16 protein-coding genes are annotated in these 18,040 nt (G+C 40.7%); 7 read left to right on the top strand and 9 right to left on the bottom strand.

What is annotated here, in order from left to right:
* Positions 1 to 79: 79 nt before the first annotated feature.
* Together LC574_RS02020 and bchB are read right to left on the bottom strand one after the other, a co-directional pair.
* Positions 80 to 415, bottom strand: coding sequence for a DUF6883 domain-containing protein (locus tag LC574_RS02020; RefSeq protein WP_229451265.1), 336 nt, complete (start codon positions 413 to 415; stop codon positions 80 to 82).
* 163 nt (positions 416 to 578) lie between these two features.
* Positions 579 to 2,129, bottom strand: a complete 1,551-nt coding sequence (gene bchB / locus LC574_RS02015; RefSeq protein ID WP_229451264.1) for a ferredoxin:protochlorophyllide reductase (ATP-dependent) subunit B — start codon at positions 2,127 to 2,129, stop codon at positions 579 to 581.
* Between the two features lie 316 nt (positions 2,130 to 2,445).
* Here bchB and LC574_RS02010 point away from each other — a divergent pair, with 316 nt between their 5' ends.
* The 7 genes from LC574_RS02010 to LC574_RS01980 all read left to right on the top strand — a co-directional run bounded on the left by LC574_RS02010 (position 2,446) and on the right by LC574_RS01980 (position 11,173).
* A complete protein-coding gene (locus tag LC574_RS02010; RefSeq protein WP_306422073.1) occupies positions 2,446 to 3,417 on the top strand; it encodes a DNA adenine methylase in 972 nt (323 codons plus the stop codon).
* A 19-nt stretch (positions 3,418 to 3,436) separates the two neighbouring features.
* Positions 3,437 to 4,270, top strand: coding sequence for a type II restriction endonuclease (locus LC574_RS02005; protein ID WP_229451263.1), 834 nt, complete (start codon positions 3,437 to 3,439; stop codon positions 4,268 to 4,270).
* 76 nt (positions 4,271 to 4,346) lie between these two features.
* A complete protein-coding gene (locus LC574_RS02000) occupies positions 4,347 to 4,790 on the top strand; it encodes a small multi-drug export protein (protein WP_229451262.1) in 444 nt (147 codons plus the stop codon).
* Positions 4,791 to 5,112: 322 nt separating this feature from the next.
* Entirely contained in the window at positions 5,113 to 7,038 is a 1,926-nt protein-coding gene (gene dxs / locus LC574_RS01995) for a 1-deoxy-D-xylulose-5-phosphate synthase (protein ID WP_229451261.1), read from the top strand.
* Between the two features lie 50 nt (positions 7,039 to 7,088).
* Positions 7,089 to 8,315 carry a (E)-4-hydroxy-3-methylbut-2-enyl-diphosphate synthase gene (ispG, locus tag LC574_RS01990; protein ID WP_229451260.1) on the top strand — a complete coding sequence of 409 codons (1,227 nt, stop codon included), beginning with the start codon at positions 7,089 to 7,091 and terminating at the stop codon, positions 8,313 to 8,315.
* A gap of 95 nt (positions 8,316 to 8,410) precedes the next feature.
* Positions 8,411 to 9,619, top strand: a complete 1,209-nt coding sequence (locus LC574_RS01985) for a 4-hydroxy-3-methylbut-2-enyl diphosphate reductase (protein ID WP_229451266.1) — start codon at positions 8,411 to 8,413, stop codon at positions 9,617 to 9,619.
* A gap of 51 nt (positions 9,620 to 9,670) precedes the next feature.
* Positions 9,671 to 11,173: a PstS family phosphate ABC transporter substrate-binding protein gene (locus LC574_RS01980; protein ID WP_229451259.1), complete on the top strand. Its 1,503-nt coding sequence runs from the start codon at positions 9,671 to 9,673 to the stop codon at positions 11,171 to 11,173.
* A gap of 258 nt (positions 11,174 to 11,431) precedes the next feature.
* On the opposite strand, the gene LC574_RS37700 is transcribed toward LC574_RS01980, so the two are convergent.
* The 7 genes from LC574_RS37700 to LC574_RS01950 form a co-directional block, all read right to left on the bottom strand.
* Complete coding sequence (locus LC574_RS37700) at positions 11,432 to 11,554, bottom strand: hypothetical protein (protein ID WP_267871362.1); 123 nt, start codon at positions 11,552 to 11,554, stop codon at positions 11,432 to 11,434.
* A gap of 252 nt (positions 11,555 to 11,806) precedes the next feature.
* Positions 11,807 to 11,908 (bottom strand): type II toxin-antitoxin system HicB family antitoxin, encoded by a 102-nt coding sequence (locus tag LC574_RS01975; protein ID WP_229451258.1) that lies wholly within the window; start codon positions 11,906 to 11,908, stop codon positions 11,807 to 11,809.
* A 152-nt stretch (positions 11,909 to 12,060) separates the two neighbouring features.
* Positions 12,061 to 12,867 carry a Uma2 family endonuclease gene (locus tag LC574_RS01970; protein ID WP_229451257.1) on the bottom strand — a complete coding sequence of 269 codons (807 nt, stop codon included), beginning with the start codon at positions 12,865 to 12,867 and terminating at the stop codon, positions 12,061 to 12,063.
* A 307-nt stretch (positions 12,868 to 13,174) separates the two neighbouring features.
* Positions 13,175 to 13,654: a plasmid segregation centromere-binding protein ParR gene (locus tag LC574_RS01965; RefSeq protein ID WP_229451256.1), complete on the bottom strand. Its 480-nt coding sequence runs from the start codon at positions 13,652 to 13,654 to the stop codon at positions 13,175 to 13,177.
* Between the two features lie 5 nt (positions 13,655 to 13,659).
* Entirely contained in the window at positions 13,660 to 14,811 is a 1,152-nt protein-coding gene (locus tag LC574_RS01960) for a ParM/StbA family protein (RefSeq protein WP_229451255.1), read from the bottom strand.
* Positions 14,812 to 15,056: 245 nt separating this feature from the next.
* Positions 15,057 to 15,680, bottom strand: coding sequence for a DedA family protein (locus LC574_RS01955; protein ID WP_229451254.1), 624 nt, complete (start codon positions 15,678 to 15,680; stop codon positions 15,057 to 15,059).
* Between the two features lie 463 nt (positions 15,681 to 16,143).
* Entirely contained in the window at positions 16,144 to 17,226 is a 1,083-nt protein-coding gene (locus tag LC574_RS01950; protein WP_229451253.1) for a Gfo/Idh/MocA family protein, read from the bottom strand.
* Positions 17,227 to 18,040 lie beyond the last annotated feature (814 nt).

Genomic DNA, 18,040 nt, shown 5'->3' with positions numbered 1-18,040 from the left:
TAAGAACGATATAATAAATGCTGTTAGGAACATCCTGCTTCAGTTCTACCCACTGAAATAAACTAGCTGTTGTCATCGTTTAATTCTCCCGTGATTTATCAGGATATAGTGTTATAAATCTAACAAATTCTGTTTCTTCATCTTGTTGCCAGATAGTAATTACCTTAATTAATCGACCACTAGGCCCAGACCACTCGCTTTTAACCTCAAACTGAGTCCCCCAATCACTAGGGGTGGCTTTTGCAATTTCAGAACCTTTTACAGCATTTATTATATCGTTCTTAAGAAGTTCCCAGTTGTCAAGATTATATCCTGCTAAAGCTAGATATCTTGATTTATCACTTTGAGGTTGATAAACAAGTAGGTATTTAGTTATTTTTTCATCTTGAATTATTAAACCTGATGGCATTTTCATTATGTTATTTTTAACCAATTTATGATTTTTAATTTAACAGCCAAAAATACGAAATTATGACGGATTGGCATATTACATCCATGATGAGAAAATCAGGGATATATAAGCAAAAAGGGCATCCATATAGGACACCCTTTAATTTAATTAATTGCTAATTCCGAAACTAAGCCCCGACAGCTTCTTTCGCGGCGTACAAAACTTCAGCATTGATTTCCTTAAAACCGCGATCGCGGGCAAATTTCTCAGTATTACGCTTCACTTTACCGCGAACAAATCCAGGAATCTTATTCAATTCTGCTTGACCATCTTTTGTCCAATTCAAATCAGAATCAGCAGAAATTCCTCTAGTAATAACTTCTTTGGTATCATGACCACCGAAGATTTCTAACAGGTGATCTTCCATTCCCAAAGTGAAGGAATTGTAGATCAAATCTGTAATCTGATTCGTGCCTTCGTAACCCATAAATGGTTTGTAACCAATAGGGAAGTTTTGGACGTGGATTGGTGCAGCAATTACGCCGCAGGGAATATCTAAGCGTTTACCAACGTGGCGTTCCATTTGCGTGCCGAAAATGGCAGAGGGTTCGACACGAGCGATCGCATCCCCAATTTCACCATGATCTTCGGAAATTAACACTTCATCGCAATACTCACTAACCTGTTCGCGGAACCAGTCTGCATCATATTTGCAATAGGTTCCAGCCCAAACAACATGAATCCCCATTTCTCGCGCCAGAATCTTGGTAATGGCGGCGGCGTGGGTATTATCACCAAAGACTACAGCTTTTTTGCCAGTCAAGTTTTGACAGTCAATCGAACGGGAGAACCAAGCAGCCTGAGAGACATGCAGGGTTTGCTCATTGATGAAGTCTTCATAGTCAACTTCTGCGCCTTTTATAGTGAGCGAAGTCGAACTATGAGCGTTAATTACCTGCTGAATCTTGCGAATACAACGGGCAGTTTCCACTACGCCCATTGGAGTAATGTCTATATAAGGTGTGCCGAATTGTTCTTCCAGGTAACGAGCTGTGGTTAAACCAAGTTCACGGTAAGGTACTAGGTTGAACCAAGCTTTAGGCATCTTCTTCAAGTCATTCACCGAAGCACCTTCGGGAATTAAGGTATTTACCTCAATTCCCAAGTCAGCCATCAACCGTTTCAGTTCGGTACAGTCGTGATTATTGTGGAAACCAAGGGTTGTAGTACCGATAATGTTAACCGAGGGCTTTGCTGTTTTGCCCTGTGCCAATTCGCCCCGCCTCCGGGCTTTTTCAATGTAGTATTGGACGATTTGATCGAGAGTGCGATCGGCTGCTTGCAGTTCGTTGTAGCGGTAGTGGTTCACATCCGCCAGCATTACGTCTCCTTTTGCTTCCAGCTGCGCCCGTTCGACAAAGTTGTGCAAGTCTTCTTGCAAAATGCTGGAGGTGCAGGTGGGAGTTAACACAATCAAATCTGGGTGTTCCTCGGCATCCTTGCGGGTGATGTTATCTACCACTTTCTCTTGAGAACCGCGTGCTAAAACGTTGCGGTCAACGACACTGGTTGTCACTGGAGTAAAATCCCTCTCGCGCGATAGCATGGAGCGCATGACGTTAAAGTAGTCATCGCCAAGTGGGGCGTGCATGATCGCATGGACATTTTTAAAAGAGCTAGCGATTCGCAGAGTGCCGATGTGGGCTGGGCCTGCATACATCCAGTAAGCTAATTTCATGTTTGTGTTCTCCCTTTTCAACAGAAATAACACGGAGTCCGAAAAAAGTGAACTATAAGTGCTTGATTATTATTAAATCGTTTCTGATTGTCTCAAAAGTTGTATCCCTGATGAAGTGAAGACTTGTAAGGGTTTTAGCTGCGGTGTGTAGGCGTAAGCATCGCTCAAACCTTGTTCCTGATTGGAATCTAGGTTCTGATTTTAACAACATTACTGTTGCTTTTTTAAAATAAATCTTAATTTTTCGGCAAATTTGTTTTCAATTTGGGTAATTAGATTAATTTATGCTATTCTAAAAAATAGTACGTTTGAACTAATGCTAAAAGAGTTTGCGACATCTGTACAGGTTAAGCCAATGGTTCTAACTCTCTCAACGATTCCAACAGTTCCAAAGCCTTTTTTGAAATGGGCTGGTGGTAAAAGCCAGTTAATCGAGCAAATAAACAATTTTTTTCCAAATGAATTATTTAACGGGTCAATCAAAAGGTACATCGAACCTTTTATAGGAGGTGGCGCAGTCTTTTTCTATGTAGCACATAAATATAATATTCAAGAATTATTTATTTCTGATATAAATGCAGAATTAGTCATAGCATACAAGACGATTCAATATCATGTAGATGATTTGATTGAAATCTTATCTAGAATGACAACGAAATATTTGTCTTTTGATGAAAGTGAAAAAAGCAAATATTATTATCAAATAAGAACACAATTTAACAATCGAAAAAAATACCTTAACTTAGAGCATTACCATTGTGAATGGTTAGAAAGAACTGCCCAAATTATTTTTTTGAACAAAACTTGTTTTAATGGACTTTTTCGTGTCAATTCTAAAGGTGATTTTAATGTTCCAGCAGGTAGATATAAAAAGCCGAATATTTACAATTCTGTAAATTTGAAATCTGTGGCTAAAATTCTACAAAATACTCAAATTTATCATGGAGATTTTACTGAATGTGAAAGGTTTGTTGATGATCAAACATTCGTTTATTTTGACCCTCCTTATAGACCAATTAGTAATACATCTAAGTTTACATCTTATTCACAGCAGTCATTTAATGATTCTGAACAATTAAGGTTACGAGATTATTTTAATAAACTAGATAACAAGGGTGCATTAATCATGCTTAGTAACTCCGACCCTAAAAATGAAAGTATAAACGATAATTTTTTTGAGGATGCTTATGGTGGTTATCAAATAGAGAGGGTTAGGGCCACACGCAATATCAATAGCAATGCGTTAAAGCGAAACTCAATTAATGAACTATTAATTATGAATTATTAGATAATAAGTTAAACAATAGATGAAATTTAATTCCATTTTCCAAACATATTTGAATTGTTCAAATGAAACTGAAGTTTTCCAACATTTTCAAAATACACTGACAGATTCCATAAGTGTCTGGAACTATTTCGTTGACTGGCAAAAAGTTTTAAGAAAATTTAATGATGTAGAAATTAATTTAAATACACTTAACTATCTAGTTGGAAAGAATGATATAGAAAATGAATTTAGGCTGCTTTTACAACAACATCCTCAAATTATTAGCGCCATCCCAATTTTAATAGCTTGTCGTACTACAAATTTTAAAATATTAACAGATTATACAAGTGGTAATTTTGTATATAAATCTTTTAATTTTAAAAGAAAAGATTCATTATCTCAACTAGAGATTAATGATATTTTAGAGTTTACCAAAAACACAGGAGTTTTAGAATTATTTAAAAACAAAAATATTAAAAGCATACCAGATTATGTTCTGGGTATAGAGGTTGGTTTAGATAGTAATGGTAGAAAAAACCGTGGTGGAACGACGATGGAGATAGTATTAGGAAACTTGATTAGCACAATATGTCAACAAAATAATTTTTTGCTGATTCCACAAGCTACATCTCAAAAAATACAAGCTCAATGGAATATTAATGTTCAATCCGATAAATCAAGCCGTCGTTTTGATTTTGCAGTTAAAAATCAAAACAATCTTTATCTAATAGAAGCTAATTTTTATAGCGGAGGCGGTTCTAAACTTAAATCTACGGCCGGAGAATACAAAACACTATTTGATTTTATATCAAGACAAGGTCATAAATTTATTTGGGTAACGGATGGGCTTGGTTGGAAAACCACAGTTTACTAACATCGAATATCCGTCTACCAATATTGACTGAGTTAGGTTGATTTTACCTAACCAGTCAAGTAGAAAAGAGGCAAATATGGTAGAGTACATATCAAAAGCATTTTTGGTTGGGTTCATTGCATTTTTGCCTGTTTTGGAAATCTATACAGCCGTTCCTATTGGCATTGGTATGGGTCTTGATTACTTCTCTACTGTGGTTTTTTCGGTAATAGGTAATTACGCCCCTGTTCTACTATTAAATTTTGGTTACGAGCGTCTAAATAGAATACCAAAAGTCCAAGAATGGTTCGCAAAGTTATCATCACAACGCTTGAAAAACTGGATAGATAGTTACGGAATTGGGTTTATTGTACTGGGTGTTCCCCTGATTGGTGTGTGGCCTTTGACAGTAACGATGAAGTTATTCAGAATGAATTCTGGATTATTCTTAATTTACTCTTTCATCAGCGTTGTTTTATATTCTGTTGCGATCGCAGGAATTGTACACACTGGCTCAGACTGGCTACACATTGGTAAGTAGTCTAGCAGGAGATACAAAATAGTTTCATACAAGAATGTGAATTTTGACAGACTATTTCATAGATTCACTAACACGTTCAAGACTTGAAACTAAATGACACAACACTGCAAACCGACCAAGCGATCGCTTGTAATAACAATGGTTCTTGGCATGACAAATAGCACACTTAAATGTACCTGACAGCAAACAAAACAGAAAAATCTGTTTGCAAACCAAACTCGTTCGTTGAATGAAGTAACGCTTGATTTTTTTGATATTAAGACCACTCTTGCGTCTTCCTATCATTTCATTCAAAGTCACTCGCTTATTAGAGGAAACGTATATGCACATCAAAGACTTGACTCATCCAAACCAGTTACACGGTCTGTCAATTGATCAACTCCAGGAAATCGCATCTCAAATTCGAGAAAAGCACTTACAAACTGTAGCAACTAGTGGTGGTCACCTTGGTCCTGGTTTGGGTGTCGTGGAACTGACGCTAGCGCTTTACCAGACTCTAGATCTGGATCGCGATAAAGTGATTTGGGATGTGGGTCACCAAGCTTATCCGCATAAATTGATTACTGGTCGTTATAATCGCTTTCACACGCTGCGGCAAAAAGATGGAATTGCAGGATACCTCAAGCGCTGTGAAAACAAGTTCGATCACTTCGGGGCTGGACACGCTTCCACCAGTATCTCTGCAGTCCTAGGCATGGCGTTAGCGCGAGATTCCAAAGGCGAAGACTTTAAAGCAGTAGCTGTGATTGGCGATGGGGCACTGACTGGTGGTATGGCTTTGGAAGCAATTAACCATGCAGGTCACTTACCCAAAACAAACCTGTTGGTAGTTCTTAATGACAATGAAATGTCTATCTCCCCCAATGTTGGTGCACTTTCTCGGTATCTTAACAAGATGCGCTTGAGTGAACCAGTACAGTTTTTGTCAGACAATATTAAGGAACAAGTCAAACAGATACCTTTTGTAGGTAGCTCTTTATCTCCAGAACTAGGACGCCTCAAAGAAGGGATGAAGCGTTTGGCAGTGTCCAAAGTCGGGGCGGTATTCGAGGAACTTGGCTTTACCTACATCGGACCTGTGGATGGTCACAATCTTGAAGAATTGATTGCTACCTTCCAACAGGCACATCAAATACCAGGACCAGTTTTAGTGCATGTGGCAACAGTCAAGGGTAAAGGTTATGAAGTTGCTGAAAAAGACCAAGTAGGCTATCATGCCCAAAACCCCTTCAATCTTGGTACTGGCAAAGCTTACCCCTCCAACAAACCCAAACTCCCCGCCTACTCTAAAGTTTTTGCCCACACTCTTGTCAAACTCGCTGAACAAAATCCAAAAATCATTGGGATCACTGCTGCAATGGCAACAGGAACAGGGTTAGACAAACTACAAGCAAAATTGCCCAATCAATATATTGATGTCGGTATTGCCGAACAACATGGCGTTACCCTAGCGGCTGGCTTAACTTGTGAAGGCATGCGTCCTGTCGTTGCAATATACTCCACTTTTCTGCAACGTGCTTACGATCAAATAATTCACGATGTCTGCATACAGAATTTACCAGTGTTCTTCTGTATGGACAGAGCTGGAATTGTCGGAGCTGATGGTCCTACCCACCAGGGAATGTACGACATCGCATATTTACGTTGCATCCCCAACATGGTCTTAATGGCTCCTAAAGATGAAGCCGAACTCCAGCAAATGGTTGTCACTGGCATAGAATACACCGATGGACCAATTACGATGCGGTTCCCGCGCGGTAATGGTTACGGCGTCTCTTTAATGGAAGAAGGGTGGGAGGCTCTGCCAATTGGTAAAGGTGAAATTCTACGGCACGGTGACGACGTCCTGATGGTAGGCTTTGGCTCAATGGTTTACCCAGCCATGCAAGCAGCTATGATTTTGAGGGAGTATGGCATTGAAGCCACAGTGATTAATGCCCGCTTTGCTAAACCCCTCGATATTGATTTGATTGTGCCCCTAGCTAAGCGAATTGGTCGCGTCGTCACACTAGAAGAAGGTTGCTTAATGGGGGGCTTTGGCTCGGCTGTAGCAGAAGCATTACTAGATCGAGGTGTATTGGTGCCAGTGACGCGAATTGGAGTCCCTGATCAGTTAGTTGAGCACGCAACTCCAGAGGAATCCAAAGCAAGCCTAGGCTTAACTAGTCCACAAATTGCCGAAACAGTAAGAAGAGCTTTTACAGTTTCATTGCCAAAACTTTCTCAAGAGGCAAATCTCATTAGGTAGTTTCTTTTATTGTGTTGAATCTGAACCTTGACCAGCAAGAGCATGAACTTATGTACACTATCCCATCTCCGACCACTTCCAACTCCTTTCCTGTGCAACTTTTGACTGATACCACTATCGTCCGTCGTAAAACCCGTCCCGTTCGCGTTGGTCACGTCACAATTGGTGGTGGTTACCCTGTAGTGGTGCAGTCCATGATCAATGAGGATACTTTGGATATAGAGGGTTCGGTAGCTGCTATTATTCGCCTCCATAAAATTGGTTGTGAAATTGTGCGTGTCACCGTGCCTAGTATGGCTCACGCTAAAGCCTTGGCTGAAATCAAGCAGAAATTGCTCGAAACCTACCTGGATGTACCGCTGGCAGCTGATGTTCACCACAATGGCATGAAGATTGCCTTGGAAGTGGCACAGTACGTTGATAAAGTCCGGATTAATCCAGGTTTATATGTATTTGAAAAGCCAAAACTTAGTAGAACTGAATACACCGAAGCTGAATTTGACGAAATTGGCGAGAAGATTAGTGAAACTCTCGAACCTCTCGTAGTTTCGTTACGTGATCAGGGCAAAGCCATGCGGATTGGTGTTAATCACGGTTCCCTTGCTGAGCGGATGCTATTTACCTATGGCGATACTCCTGAAGGTATGGTAGAATCTGCTTTAGAATTCATTCGCATTTGCGAATCTCTAAATTTCCACAACTTGGTTATTTCCCTGAAGGCGTCACGGGTGCCTGTGATGTTTGCCGCTTATCGCCTAATGGCACAGCGCATGGATGAGCTAGGTATGGATTATCCCCTACATCTAGGGGTAACAGAAGCCGGGGATGGTGAATACGGACGCATCAAATCCACCGCTGGTATTGCCACACTTCTAGCTGAAGGGATTGGGGATACAATTCGAGTATCACTTACGGAAGCCCCGGAAAAAGAAATTCCCGTCTGCTATAGCATTGTGCAAGCACTGGGTTTAAGGAAAACGATGGTGGAGTATGTTGCTTGCCCTTCGTGTGGTCGTACTTTGTTTAATCTTGAAGAAGTGCTGCACAAAGTCCGTGAAGCAACCAAACATCTTACTGGTCTAGATATCGCAGTCATGGGTTGCATTGTCAACGGTCCTGGGGAAATGGCAGATGCTGACTACGGTTATGTTGGTAAGCAGGCTGGTTATATCTCTCTATATCGTGGCAGAGAAGAAATCAAAAAAGTCCCTGAATCTCAAGGCGTTGAGGAGTTAATTAACCTAATTAAGGCAGACGGGCGCTGGATTGATCCTTAAAGTTAGCTGAACAACTGAATAGACAGTCAGCAGTCGGTTGAAATTGACAAGACAACACAAAAATGTTGCATACTAATCTCAAAAACAGACAACAAATGGACACTAAAGCCTTCAGACGGTTACTTCATAGTTCTGAGTACTACCATCGCAAAGGATTTGGTCGGGAAGCGGAAGTTGCAAATATCCTGCACTCAGAGTATCAAAGTGATTTGATTCAACAAATCCGGGAAAACAACTATACGCTGCAACGAGGTGAAGTCACAATTCGATTAGCAGAAGCGTTTGGCTTTTGTTGGGGTGTAGAGCGAGCGGTTGCTATGGCTTATGAAACCCGACAGCACTTTCCCAATAAACGCATCTGGATTACCAATGAAATTATCCACAATCCTTCAGTAAATCAGAATCTGCGGGATATACAGGTAGAATTCATCCCTGTGGAGAATAGCCACAAAGACTTCTCAGTCGTGACAAAGGAGGACGTTGTAATTCTACCTGCCTTTGGTGCCAGTGTCCAAGAAATGCAGATCCTTCACGAAAAAAGCTGCACAATTGTGGACACAACTTGCCCCTGGGTTTCTAAAGTATGGAATACGGTTGAGAAGCACAAAAAAGTTAATTACACCTCAATCATCCACGGAAAGTACAAGCACGAAGAAACGATTACTACTAGTTCATTTGCTGACAAGTATTTAGTAGTACTGAACTTGGCAGAAGCAGAGTATGTCTGCAATTACATCCTTAAAGGTGGAAACCGTGATGAATTCATGGCTAAATTCAGCAAAACCTGTTCTATTGGCTTCAATCCTGACACCGATTTAGAACGGGTTGGTATTGCCAATCAAACAACAATGCTTAAGGGCGAGACTGAGCAGATTGGCAAACTGTTTGAGCGCACAATGATGAAGAAGTATGGTCCTACTAACCTAAATCAGCACTTCCTCAGCTTCAACACCATCTGCGACGCTACTCAAGAACGTCAGGATGCTATGTTCCAATTGGTGGACGAAAAGCTGAACTTGATGGTTGTAATTGGTGGCTTTAACTCTTCTAATACGACTCACCTGCAAGAAATTGCCCTCAACCAAGGTATTCCTTCTTATCACATCGATAGTGCTGAGCGAATCAGTTTAGAAAATCGCATTGAACACAAACCACTACATGAAGACTTGAAAGTAACTGAAAATTGGTTGCCAGATGGTTCAATTGTGGTGGGAGTTACCTCTGGCGCATCTACCCCTAATAAAGTTGTGGAAGAGGTCATTGAGAAGATTTTCAACCTGAAGTTAGTAGCTCCAGTTGTGTAGTTTCTTTGAAGCTTAAACATTAGAACTGACACTTTACGAGGTAAATAAGAAATGACAAGTCAAATTAGCAATGTTATCACGCAACCCTATATTTCTTATTGGGGTATGCACAAATCAGCACGGGTTTTAGATGCAGTAATATCATTCTATTTTCCAATTTACAACCTTTCCCATAAGGACTTTTTTACTTACTACCCAGTTTTAGGTTTTGTGGAAGCCTTAGTCTATCAAACTGATGAGGCAGTAGAAACAAATCAAAAAGAAGAATCATTTTCAGCAGTAAAAAATCCTTGGGAGCAAAGGCAGAAGCTCATTATTGACCTGCTTAAACAACGCAACCTATACCACCCATTGATTGAGGAGGAATTAGAAAATTTAGAGGAATATAAAAAGGCGTTCCTGCAAACAACTAAAGGTAAATTCCCTGTTAGTGCTAATACTCGCGCTGATTTGAAACGTTTTCAGCAAAATTTAGGACTTAGGGATGAAGATACAGCCTTAATTGAAAATTCTCAAAAAAAAATCCTAAATCTAGCTCCTCAATCCATAGGAATGTTGAGTATAGGAGTTATTATTGGCGCTGCGGCAGCATGGCTTATTAAGCCGGCTCAAGAATCTCGTCTAGTTATCTCACCTCCAAAAAGAGAAGTTATCAATCAATTTGTAGAAGTCCCCAACGTACCTGAAGGAACATTTACAGAAGGCGGTAGCACTTATTGGGCTTTTATCTACCCAAAGCTAGAATCAGAAATTAAAAATGCTCATCGTCAGTTTGATATAAAAATAAGAGAAGACTTGGTATTGGGTTCTAGAATAGGTATTGAGAAGTTAATAGATGGTGGACAGGATGGGCTGGATTTTGCTCTATCATCCCGTGATGTTTCCTCTGAAGATAACTTCAAAGCTAAAACAAGGGGTTTTACTCTTAAAGGAATTTCAGTTGTTAAAAGCGGTTTAGCAGTAGTCGTTAACCCCAAATTAACGATCAACGCTCTGACCAAAAAACAATTAAGTGAAATCTTCAGTGGTAAGATTGATAACTGGAGACAAGCTGGCGCTTTCGCAGATATCCCAATTAAGGTTTATGTGCGTGATGATAGTTCAGGCACCACTGAAGAGTTAAAAAAAATTTTAGAAATTCAAAACTTTAGTGAAAGAAATATTAACTATGTTAAGACACTTACTATAGGACTCGAAAATATCATTGCGGAACCCGGAGGAATCTTTATAGGCCAAATCTCAGAGGTAGTACCACACTGTAGAGTTAAGACTTTATCTATTATTAACGATAATGGTAGAACCATCTATCCATACCAACAACAAAACTTCGTGTCACCTGCTCAATGTCGCGCTGGCAACCGTAATCGAGTTAATATCGAAGCGGTTTACAGTGATGAATATCCATTACCTATTATTCTCTATGTAGTGGTTAAACAAAATGGTAGAAAAGAGCAACAAGCTGGTGAAGCCTACGGTAAGCTACTTTTGACAAAACAAGGTCAAGAGATGATAAAGAGCCTTCAAGAAACTGGAAACTTTGACGAGAATAACTAAGTGCTAATGCTTTGCTGGATCTTCGTACAAAAGGCCTATTACACAGTTATAATTTTTCAATTGATGGTGCGACGGAAAAAATTCAGTTTTTACCATCAGGCGATCGCAAAAATAGTCCCATCGTCTTACGTCCAGGTTAAACAAAATTCTACCACAGGTAAATATGAATTTGTGCCAATTCAACCTTCAAATTAAAGCTTTACTTAATAATGATCGCACTGACTCATTCTGATATTTCAAAATAGCGATCGCACTGACTCATTCTGATATTTCAAAATAGCGATCGCATCCCATATTTAACATAGTGATCGCACTTACTAATTCTGATATTTCAAAATTGCGATCGCATCCCATATTTAACATAGCGATTGCACTGCTCATTCTGATATTTCCAAGCGATCGCACCCAGTTTTTCATTTACAGCAAATCGATTAGAATCAGCCGACCTTCTTCTTTTAACACTTCCATATATAATTCCATAGCTTCCTTGATATTGCCAATAGCTTCTGTTTTCGTCTTCCCTTGGCTAATATAGCAATCCTTGCAGGAGTCGTGAAAAATATAGATAAGGAAACGAACCGCCAAGAACGCCAAGGACGCAAAGATAAGAAAGAAAAAAGAGATATATAATTTTCACAAATGATTTAGGACTGCTGCTATACAAGCAGGTAAGCTAGGACATTCAGCCACCCAGTAACCGTCTTCTCCTGGATAAATAATTACTTGTCTCTTCATGTATTACTCCTACAAAATAGGTTTTAAGAGTATCTCAAAGAAAAAATGCTCCAATAATCAATCGGAGCAATCAAGGATTTCAACAAAAACCTGGCACTGATGAATATGTACAACTCAAAACTGTAGTCCAAACAAATCAAAAAAGCCAAAATTCACAACATATCTGGATTTTCCCCTAGTTCTCTTAATCTAGCCGCTAAACGAGCCGCCTGTGCAACTGCGGCTTCCTCTCTTGCAGCAGCAGCTTGTGCTTGTGCAGTTGCAGCTTGTGCTTGTGCAGTTGCAGCTTGTGCTTGTGCAGTTGCAGCTTGTGCTTGTGCAGTTGCAACTTCCTCTGGTAACAAAACCAAATTACCAGCCACATCGTAAAACCGCAACCATACCGCCGTTTCTCTGTCTATTGTTCCTTCACTCGTCCCTAGCCAAAAATCTAAACGCTTACACCATAGCCACCCACACTCATTTGGTGTCAAAGGCTGATACTGCTGATTATCATCTAAATGCCACCCCTGCAAAGAATTAGGATCAAAGGGATCATAAACAAAATAATCTGAGGTACGGAAGGTTTGTTCGTAAAGATTTTTCTTAATACCCTTGTCTATTGCTGCCGTAGATGGTGACATTAATTCCACGATTACATCAGGATAACGACCATTTTCTTCCCAGACTACCCAACCCTGTCTAGAGTTATTGCCGTCAACATTTAACACCGCAAAGAAATCTGGGCCTCGGAAATCACGGTTACGAACCTGGGTGCTGCTGTAGTAAATAAACATATTGCCTCCAGTGAAGAAATCATTGCGATCAGCCCAAGCTTGTTGCAATGACCGAATCAACACATTCATCGCAATGCGGTGGCGATTTGATTCCAAGGGTTCACCATCATCAAAAATTAAATCTGTAGGTGGGGTGGGGGGTTCCCAGTCCACAATGGCTGCTGGATTTGTCTCAGTAGTCATGAGCGATCGCCTTTCTCAGAAAGCCTTAGATTTCTATCATAATCTGCCCAGAGCTTGCTGAAGTAAGGCGTACAGATTACAAATGGTTATAAATTATTCTTCATGCAATCTTGAAAATTAGGCATAGCTTGACGAATCCCAATTGATAACAGGAATACCAAAACAGATCAACTGGGATTGCTCTGATGATTCGCTATTATGAGCGATCGCTTCATCTACACAAATATAAACATTAACAATCCTTAATCATATTATATATTAAGGATTGTTAAGAGGAGCAAAAACTGCTCACAAACCCGGTTGTTTCTTAAAAATCATCAAGAAACTGACTAAGGCGACTGATTACGGGGTCAACCTCTTGAGGAGGGGTAGCAACAGTATAAGAAGTATTATTTACTACTTCTAATTGAGTAGGAGACTGAATCAGCGATCGCTCATTGACTATGAGCGCTAGTTGTGCAACTTGTTGAGAAAGTTGCAGTAGATGGTGTTCCATTGCCTCCAAACGATTAGATCCCTTGGCCAAAAAACGTTCCTCAAGTCCAGCCACTTGACGTTGCAGTTCACCGATTTGCTGTTCAATCGGTGTTGTTGCTGCTGTATGTGGAGCAGGTTGTACAGGTTCCGGTACACATAAAGATTGCCATAAGGCTTCTTTACAGAGGTCGCTGAAAGTCTTGTCTGGTTGTTTGTCCAAATAACTTTCTACTTGCGCTAACAAGCTTTCATCAGCAAGCTCTGGGTTGAACGTGACGGATTTAACTACCTTTTTTGACCATTGGAACATCAGCTTTATGCCCTAGCAGCGCGATTGGAGGATAATTGTGCCTCTCCATAAATATACTGCCCCAAAGCATTCGCTTGTCGGGAAGGTGCTGCTAAATGAGCATTAATCTTTGCTTCTTTGAGTAGACGTTGAACGTCGTCCCAGAAGAACTCACCACCCCCACCAGTAAGAATCACATCGGTAACACGTTCTGGCAACCAGGCTAGCACACGGCTACAGATTTCGCGCGAAAACATCTCCGTGAGGTTGGGAAGAAAATCGTCTAGGTTGGTGGGCTTGCTAGCGCCTTTAGGACGGTAAAAGCGTTCACCTCTGGGTTTGTTCACAGCGGAAATCAGAGCTAGAGATTGACTATCTGCTCCCTCGATTTCGGCGGACACCAATTCATAAAACTTGTTCATACCGAAGTCTTCACTCTTAGAAGCACCTCTGGCAAAACGGAAGTTATCTACCATCAAAAGATCGACGGTTTGATGTCCAATATCAACGATCGCCACCGATATTTTTGTAAAATCGGGACTACCAGGACTTTTTTTCGGTTGAGCTTCAGACCACAGCAGGCTGCCGTAGCCTTCTGGCATTACCCATACCTTACTGACGTTGAGCGATATAGATTCGCTTCGGAAGTTCAACACATGAGGGCCGCCTACTTGGCTAATCAACTGTGCTTTTTCCTTTTCAAATTGCTCTAAAGAAAGAAAAGGCAAACCCAGTACAACTGAGATATCGTCTCTAAGTTTGAAGTAGCCAGCACTTGCTAATACTTTTACCAGTGCAGCCTCTACCTTAGATTGGCCTACTCCTAGATTTGCCCCAAAATCTGCTGCTAATTGACCAACAGCATATCCATTTCCTTGATACTCCAGCCACAAATCCATTAAGGGGTCAGTAGCCCTAGCTTCAAAAACACCGCCGCGTACTTGTTCTATTGACATCTGCTTGACGTTGGCAGGTACGAACACCACATTACCGGGTTCACGACTCACACAAGTTTTTGTGGAAGTTCTGCCTAAATCAACACTGAGAATGGTTTTCCCTGGAACACCGCCTGTCTTGGGAGGAGTATTAACAGCATTGATGGGAGTCGATGCTGATACTCTATTCATGGGTATAGCAGCAGCATTGATGGGGGTAGCGGCGGAAGGTTGGTCTGTCATGAAAGCTCCTAGTTCAAACTTAACTGTAAAAAGTTGTCATGCTCATCTTACAAAAATGCGAGCAACCAGAAATTCTAGGTTGCGTCAAGTGTAGCTAGAAATACGCCAAAGATTAATTCGGATTCCGGCGATACCTCCGATAAGCTTTGCTAACGCACATCTAGTATTATTTGGCATAGTGTAGGCGAATTTTGGCCAGATGTAACCCCTGCTTTCACTGCTTTCAAACCAAAAGCGTCCGTGTTTCATCTTCTAGTACGTCTTAACTGGCGCTTAAATATCCAGAAAACAAATGCTAGAACCAAACCGCCAAGTACGATTTTAGATACAGGAGCAAGGTACTTGTCCACAAGTTCATACTGACTACCCAATATGTATCCTGAGTATGTTAACAAACCCACCCAAGCCGCGCTACCCAATGTTGTGTAAAATAAGAATGGCAGCAAGGGCATATTGCTGATACCTGCGGGAACAGAAATCAAGGTGCGAATTCCTGGCACAAGGCGACCAATTAATACTGCTTTTCTACCTTGTCGGTTAAACCACTCTTTAGCCTTGGTGATATCTTTACTGGATATAGCCAGCCATTTGCCATACTTGTCAGCCCAAGCTTTCAAACGGGTTTCACCCAAAAACTTACCTGGATAGTACCAAATAAGTGCGCCCAATACAGAACCCAAAAGTCCTGCGAAAAACACACCAATGATATTTAGTTTTGCCCCCCCTGGTTGATATGGACTTGCTGTAAATCCAGCCAGTGGCATGATCAATTCTGAAGGAATCGGGGGAAAAAGGTTCTCTAAAAACATTAGTAGGGCGATTCCCCAATAACCAAAATAGTTGATAGTATTAGTTATCCATTCAAGCATTGAGTTAATTCCTGAAATTGCTGTACTATTTCTGTGACTAAGATTCCGCTTTAGCTTTTTTAAAAGGTAATTATCCCCGCTTGCTAAAGTCAAGGTAATTCGGCTGCACGAAAAGTTGGCATTGCAATGAAGAAACAGAGTAAAACAAGTGGAAGCTAGGGGGCTGTTTTATTAATTGCGAGGTTTATAAAAATTTGTAAGTACCTCTAGCCCTTGAAATTGAGCCATTTATCGCTCACTGCGAACCTGACAAAATTAATGAAACCAACCACCAGATTTTATTTTCTTATTTTTTAGATCCCCCTTAGTCGGTTTTTTAAAAGGACTAGGGAGGATCTAAAGATTGATGGCAAATTTAAAAACATACTCTAGGGTTTTCTTCTGAGGTTGTGAGGTTGCGCCTGTGGGAGAGCAGGGAGAAAATTTTACCTTGTCCCCCTCATCCCCCTCATCCCTTCTTCTTCTAGGCTGTCGGGGTCAATGATTGGACTCTTGGTTCCGATTGCCAGTCTAATGGATTTAAAACTCGATCTTCCAGCGCCATCTGCTCAATCAAACTTGCCAGTCTCAGAGCTTTGAGAGCTTGTTCACCACCTACTGAGGGTTGATTGCCACCGTGTACACAGTTGACAAAATGCTCTAATTCTGCACTTAAGGGTTGAATATTGCTGGTGTAGACTTTTTCAATTACACCATCTTGCCTGTAAAGTACTTGTCGGTGGTCGGTGAGAGAATTGGCAGTCGTTTGTCGGTGAATCAAAATTTCATTCTTGAGAAAATCTGCCTCAGTGAATGAATTTTTGCAATGGGCGACAATCCGACGAATTTTTCGGTGGGTAACTTTACTGGCGGTCAGAGTAGCAACAATACCATTGGCAAACCCCAAGGTGGCAGTTACGTAATCTAAATAACCAGAGTCTAGGGCGCGAGTACCGCTAGCAGTCAATTTCGTGACTGGGGAAGCAGCTAATTCCAAAAGTAGGTCGATGTCATGGATCATTAAATCCAGCACAACCGAAACATCGTTTGCCCGATCTGAATAAGGACTCATTCTGTGGGCTTCTAGCGCCAGCAATTCTTCAGTTTTAAGCACTTGGCTTAGTTCTTTAAAAGCTGGGTTAAAACGCTCAATATGACCCACTTGCAGGATACACCCAGACTCAGCTGCGGCATTTACTAGGGACTCTGCCTCAGAAATACTGGCTGCGATCGGTTTTTCAATCAGAACATGAATTCCCGCTAACAGACAATTGATGCCCACGGCATAGTGCAGACGGGTGGGAACAGCTACACAAATTGCTTCTACAAGAGGTAGCAGGTCACAGTAATCTTCAAAAAAACGCACCTTGTACTTGCTGGCAGTTTCTAGCCCTCGCTCAACATTAATATCTGCCACTCCGACTAGTTCAACATCTTTCATTGAACTCAGCACGCGAGCGTGATGTTGTCCCATGTTACCCACTCCAATCACGCCTATGCGGATCGGTCGTGGCTGGTTACGCTGTGTATATAGATTCGGTTCTGCCACTGACATGCTATCTTGCACTATTATTCTCTCCTCAACCACCAAATTTAGAGACGCTACGGCCGTTGGCGTTTATACTCGAAAGCCAGTTACGATCCGTCTAAAACCATCCAGATGGTAACATAGAGCCTATGTTTATGAAGAATTTCAAAGTTTATGATCGGTTCCCGTAATCCAAATATCTTTTGTATAGATAATTCGGGTTTGTTTTGGATTTTGCACTTTTTACAATAAATATGTGTCTTTTTATTAACTTTAAAACATTCAGTAAGACTTAAGTGTAAATTCTTCAAATTTCTAAGGAGCGGCTGACTCTGCTCCGACTTAACTTAATTGTTGCATTTAGGCAATTAATTACCGGCATCAATATCGAATTGATACTACTAAAATTACAAAGTCATCAAAAGTAACACGTTTGCTTTTTGAAAGAAAAATGCTATTGGAAATTATCGCCACTGATTAATTAAAAAGATTTTTGTATGATTATTTGCAGTATCCATCGTAGAAACTTACTCTGCAAAGAAGCAAGCTACGCGTAGCGTCTGATAGAGAAAACATTACACTGCTTTTTGATAAAAACTAGTACCGCAAGGCGGAAGTCAAAAGTAACGCATAATTGTATTCCGAGCTTCTTGCACCATTTGAAATGGTATGTTTATTTACGCCGTGCTGCATTACTGTAGATTGTTTCTTTAGAAAATCTAAGATGCGGCGTTGTTTACCATCACTCACAGGGTTGAGAAGTCGCTTTGGCATTGCTTCCTGACCAGAAGTGTTGAGGTGTAATTTGGCGATTTAAAATCCAAAATTTGCAACCGAGATGAAAGCTGTAATT

The sequence above is a fragment of the Nostoc sp. CHAB 5715 genome (assembly GCF_020829685.1).
Classification (GTDB): Bacteria; Cyanobacteriota; Cyanobacteriia; order Cyanobacteriales; family Nostocaceae; genus Nostoc.
This window is presented reverse-complemented; position numbering and strand designations above follow the sequence as displayed.